This is a genomic window from Psychromonas aquatilis, assembly GCF_038155185.1.
Lineage (GTDB): Bacteria > Pseudomonadota > Gammaproteobacteria > Enterobacterales > Psychromonadaceae > Psychromonas > Psychromonas aquatilis.
The window spans coordinates 1-4952 of record NZ_JBAKAZ010000102.1 but is presented as its reverse complement, the minus strand read 5'-3'; the positions used below and the strand labels follow the sequence as shown (position 1 = coordinate 4952).

Annotated in this window: 3 protein-coding genes; 1 reads left to right on the top strand and 2 read right to left on the bottom strand. The window is 36.2% G+C overall.

The features are described 5' to 3' along the window. Positions 1-156 precede the first annotated feature (156 nt). The gene (locus V6256_RS14745; protein WP_341599035.1) at positions 157-2076 is read left to right on the top strand and encodes a DNA topoisomerase III; all 1920 of its coding nucleotides are present in this window, start codon (positions 157-159) and stop codon (positions 2074-2076) included. A gap of 270 nt (positions 2077-2346) precedes the next feature. Here V6256_RS14745 and V6256_RS14740 read toward each other — a convergent pair whose 3' ends face one another. Both V6256_RS14740 and ylqF read right to left on the bottom strand, forming a co-directional pair. Further along, positions 2347-3216: an SMP-30/gluconolactonase/LRE family protein gene (locus V6256_RS14740; RefSeq protein WP_341599034.1), complete on the bottom strand. Its 870-nt coding sequence runs from the start codon at positions 3214-3216 to the stop codon at positions 2347-2349. A 39-nt stretch (positions 3217-3255) separates the two neighbouring features. Next, positions 3256-4197 (bottom strand): ribosome biogenesis GTPase YlqF, encoded by a 942-nt coding sequence (gene ylqF / locus V6256_RS14735; protein WP_341599033.1) that lies wholly within the window; start codon positions 4195-4197, stop codon positions 3256-3258. Between the last annotated feature and the right edge of the window lie 755 nt (positions 4198-4952).

Here is a 4952-nt window from a genome sequence, read left to right as displayed (position 1 = left end):
ATATTTTTAAACAATCAGAAAGTCGATACTAGGTGTGCTTTGCTAGACGCTTACAATATAGTCACTACTTTAACTTTAGTCGTTAATTTTATTCTGAAGTGCTTGAATTATGGGGTTATATAAAATACTGTTTATAAAAACAGTTGGGAGAGCGCGTTGAAATTATATATTGCTGAAAAACCAAGTCTAGCGAGAGCTCTCTCAGAAGCTCTTCCTAAACCATTAAAAAAAAGAGATGGTTACATAGAAGCTAATAACGGTGATGTTGTTACTTGGTGTATTGGACATTTATTGGAACAAGCTGAGCCTGATGCCTACGATGAAAGGTATAAAAAGTGGGTTATCTCCGATTTACCTATTATCCCTACTAAATGGCAGTTAAAGCCTAAAGCTCAAACCAAAAAGCAGCTAACAGTTATCAAGAAACTGATCAAACAGTCAAAAATCATCGTCAATGCTGGGGACGTGGATAGAGAGGGGCAGATCCTTGTTGATGAGGTGATCAATTATTGTGGTGCCTCTAAAACTAAAATAGCTAATGCTCAACGTTGCTTAATCAGCGATATGAATTTTGCAGCGGTTAAAAAATCGGTTAATAACCTAAAACCAAATAAAGATTATATTCCATTGGCAGTTTCTGCATTAGCGAGAGCAAGAGCAGACTGGTTGTACGGACTCAATATGACGCGGCTTTGTACGTTACAAGGACAAAAGTCAGGTTATCAAGGTGTTTTGTCGATCGGCCGTGTTCAAACTCCAATACTGGCTTTAATTGTTAATCGACATATTGATATTAATAATTTTATCTCTAAACCTTTTTATGAAGTGATCGCCAACATTGAAACAAGTGACAGGGTTAAATACCAAGGTAAATGGAAACCAAGTGCCGCCTGTGAACCGTTTATGGATGATGAGAAGAGAGTCTTATCAAAAAGTCTTGCCCTTAATGTTATCGAACGCATTAATGGACAGCAGGGAAAAATAATTAAAGTTGCTCAGGATAAAAAAAAGCAGCAGGCTCCTTTACTCTATAATTTATCTAGCTTACAAATAGCCGCAGCTAAAGTGTTTTCAATGAGCGCTAAACAAACACTTGATATATGCCAGCAACTTTATGAAAAGCATAAACTAATAACTTACCCTCGATCGGATTGTCAGTACTTACCAAAAGAACATTTAAATGATATTCAAGCAGTGACCAATGCCATTGCTAGCGTATCAAGTAAATCACAAAAAATGTTAGCGGATGCAGATTTAAGCATTAAAAGTAGAGTATGGAATGACGCTAAAGTAGGGGCTCATCATGCTATTATTCCAACGGCAAGAAACAAAGCAACAGGTGTATTATCAGCAAATGAAATGAAAATATATGAGTTAGTTGCACGGCAGTATATCGCTCAGTTTTATCCTCCTTTTGAATATCTTGATAAACAAATACATACTGATATTGCCTCAGGTCTTTTTATTAGTAAGCAAAAAGATATTTTAAGTAATGGTTGGAAAGCACTATTTCCGACTGCCACTAAAAATAAAGAAGCCGCTGAGTTTTCATCCGTTGCCTTACCACAAGTCAAAGTCGGTGACCAAGTGCAATGTATAAAAGGGGATTTAATTGAAAAAAATACAACTCCTCCCAAACCTTTTACTGATGCTACTCTATTAGGTGCCTTAACTGGTATTTCAAGATTTGTAACTGACCTAGAGATAAAAAAAGCACTGAAAGAAACCGATGGTCTAGGAACAGAAGCGACACGAGCTGGAATCATCGAGTTATTATTTAAGCGCGGTTATATAGTCAAAAAAGGCAAGGAAATACATCCTACAGAGGTGGGCTCCCAGCTGATTACTGCATTACCTTTACAAATATCACAACCTGATATGACAGCAATGTGGGAGTCGCAGCTAGAATCAATATCGACAAAGTCCATGAGTTATCAAGCATTCATAAATGGCGTGCAGGGAAACCTTGAATTATTAATTAATGAAGTAAAAAATATCAGCTTTACAGGATTACCAAAAACAACCAATAAAAAAGTTTTTAGAAAAAAGACTAAAGCGAGAACCTATAAAAAGTAATGTGATTTAATGTTAAGCAAGCGTGAAGAGGTTATGCATTGAAGTATTTAGAATGTGCTTATAGTGTTAACAGTCTGATATCACTTATCTCATGGCATTTTTAATAATGTAAAATATTACTAACCTCGCGATTAAACTCTATAATAGTTAACTTAAATAGCGAATCTCTATTGTCATTACCAAGCTTTCATTAATCTGCAAGCTTTAGTTGGCTCGGTTTCTGTGGTAATAAAGGTCGTTGTTTATTATTACCACCATCCTACGGTTTTTTTATTCTAATCCCTTAAATGTATATTCAAGCATACCAGGGATGGGGGCGGGGCAACTTAATAAAGCGCCTTCTAGTGGGTTTTTCTGAAGTTGTTCGGCAGTCATTTTTTGCTTGGCACTGGTAATAAACATAGTTTTCAACTCTTCGCCACCAAAGCAGACCATGGTTGGGTTAGTGACTGGAACGGATAAACGTTGTAATAGCTCACCATCTGGACTAATACAGATAATTTCACTACCACCGTATAATGCGCTCCAATAGTTTCCTTGTTGATCAACCGAGGCTCCATCTGGCCTACCTTGTGACTCATCCACTTGATAAAAGAGACGCTGATTACTGACTTGGCCTTTTTGAGGGTCATAATCACATTGGTATATTTTACGCTCTGGTGTATCGGACCAATATAAGGTTTTATTATCAGGGCTAAATGCTAAGCCATTACAAGTCCAACTTTTTCCTACAAGGGCTGTGACTTGTAGGTCGTTATTAAGTTGATAAAACTGTCCAAAAATTTGGTCCTTATTGGGATTAACTGTGCCGGCAATAAAGCGACCAGCACTATCGCAACGTCCATCGTTAAAACGTTGTGCTGGTAAATGCTCTTCAGGATCGCTAATAAAAGTTAGTTCAGATTGTGCGTCTGCTAATGAGTAAAAACCTGATTGCCCAGCGATAATTAACCCGCCTGATTGAGACAGCGTAAAACAGCCTATCTGTTCAGGGAGATGTCGTACTTGATGATGCTCAGTTTGTAAGTTGAAACTATGAAGTTGATGCTGGAGAATGTCTACCCACCATAACTGTTTACTTTGGTGATCCCAACGAGGACATTCACCTAATTGAAAGCGTGCTGATAATAGAGCTTCCATATATTCTCCTGTATAGATAAGTGGGTAGATTGAGTAATATTACCTATTTTTCTTGTAACGACGGCGTCTTGCTTCTTTTACTTCAATTTTCTTCTGTGCTTTTTCTGCCATTATTCTTTCAACTTCAAGTTTTTCAACAGCGACCATCTCAGGTATTTCCATGCTTATTGGACCTAATGCACCTGAGCGTAATTCATTGAGCAATATCGTAGACACTTTATAGATATCAAAATGCCCGCCAGCACGTAATGCGCCACGGCGCTTAGCAATTAATTCCATTAGTTCATGATCAGATTGTGGAGTCTCATCAAACTCATAACGTTGTTGTAAACGTGGTAAATAATGGGTAATTAAATAATCTGCTGCATAATATGCAATATCTTCATATTCAATAGCAGTGTCTTTAATCGCACCCGTTACTGCTAAACGATAGCCAGAGTTGGCATTTTCAATTTTTGGCCATAAAAATCCAGGTGTATCAGATAACATAATGCCGCTTGGTAAACGAATACGTTGTTGATTTTTAGTCACCGCTGGCTCATTGCCGGTTTTAGCGATAATACGATCAGCTAAAATATTGATGATTGTTGATTTACCTACATTAGGGATCCCCATGATCATCGCTCTAATTTGCTTATCCTGACTTAATCGATTAGGTAACATTTTCTCACATAGCTTGGTGATTTGATGTACTTGTTCTGTTTTGCTAGTAGTAATAGCAATCGCTTTAATGCCTTGCTCTTGTTCAAGGTATTCAATCCATTTAGCGGTGATAGCAGGATCAGCTAGATCAGATTTATTTAACACTTTAATACAAGGGGTTTTTTCACGAATAGCTTCAATTAATGGGTTTTCACTACTATAAGGAATACGAGCATCAACGACTTCAATAATGATATCGACCTGAGGGAGAACTTCTTTGATCTGCTTATGTGCTTTATGCATGTGCCCAGGAAACCACTGGATATTCGCTTTACTCATTTTATTTTATTGCCTTTTATTTTTTATTGCGTAGCTCATAGGGTGTTAAAGCGATGAGCTGACATTTTTATTGCCTTTGATTTACTTATTTTAACTGATGCAGAGTAATAGATACATTTAATTTCTATTATCCAGTAAGTAACTAAGCGACGAGCATAGGTTTATTGATCTTTGAGTTATTTAATTTGAGCTAACATGAGTGATAACGGATGAGAGCGAATATAGAAATAATGCTGGTGGTTATAATAAAAGGGTAAAAGACATAATTATTGTTGTCTGTCGTTAGGCGGGTAGTCAGACTTTTATTTATAAAAGTATAATTAGACAGTACGTGTCTACGGAGTTTGTTTAGTGGAGGCAATCGTTATTCGAGTGCATTTTATTACTTATTATATTACCTACTATATAGAAGAGAGATTTCACTGCTTTAATCATGCAATGTGATGACATAATTATTAACGGTGATGTTATCAATTTTTGATCGATTTTTATCTAGATACATAACCTTGATAAATATCATGTTAATAATATCGTTAATTTTTAAATAAAACTGAACTTTAAAGTTGGTTTTCTGATTATTTTGACAAATTCACCTTTGTGTTTAAACAATTTGAAAGTTAATAAAACACATTAAGTAGTGGATTTTCGCATACAATATAAACGACTTGTTTGTTAAGTGACCACTCAAACAATTAATCGTAAATAATCACAATAAAACGCTTGCCAATGTGATCTGAATCCCTATAATGCGCATC